At 62.7% G+C, this 683-nt stretch carries 1 protein-coding gene; it reads right to left on the bottom strand.

The genetic code is table 11. From position 1 onward, the window contains the following. The coding region (locus tag AADW18_RS12245; RefSeq protein ID WP_337343676.1) for an FGGY family carbohydrate kinase at positions 1-284 on the bottom strand (284 nt) is incomplete at its 3' end. Positions 285-683 lie beyond the last annotated feature (399 nt).

Raw genomic sequence — 683 nt, forward strand, 5'->3', positions numbered from 1 at the left:
GCGGGCGCCAGCACGTTGCCCTCGGCATCCAGCGGGACGAAACCGTGTTGCTGGCCCGACACCGCAATCGCCGCGATACCGGCGCGGGTGGCCGCATCCAGTTGCGCGAAGCAGGCGCGCACGCCCTCGAGCCACCACGACGCATGCTGCTCGCGGCTACCGTCGTCGGCGCTGATCAGTTCCAGGGGCGCGCTGGTGGTGGCGACCACCTGCCGTTGCTCAGGATCGTAGACCACCAGCTTGATGCTTTGGGTACCCGCGTCGAGGCCAGCAAACAGGGTCATTGTTGCCCCCTGGCAGCAGGAAAGTTAGCGCTACCATTTTTTGTGGGTGACATAGCCGCACTGGATAGAAAAGCCAGCAACATAGGGACGTAATCGGGGAAAGCCGGGGATGCGCGCACTCTACCAGCTGTGTTGAGAAGTGCTTGCTGCGGTGCGGAATGTCAGACAGAACAATGGCTTGGAGACCAGGCCGCATAAGGGTGCCATCCTCGGCGTGAGCTTATTATTTACGTCGCGATCTGACACGAAGAGCTCGCGGCGGGACGCCGCTCTTGCGACGGCGGTCGATGATCAGTGCCATCGCGCATGCGGTGGCTTTGGTAGGAGCGCCGTCCTCGGCGCGAGCTTTTTCTTCTGTCGCGATCTGATACGAAGAGCTCGCGGCGGGACGCCACTCCT

Origin of the sequence: Pseudoxanthomonas sp. CCNWLY206-1, assembly GCF_039710385.1 — a bacterium.
Taxonomy (GTDB): Bacteria; Pseudomonadota; Gammaproteobacteria; order Xanthomonadales; family Xanthomonadaceae; genus Pseudoxanthomonas_A.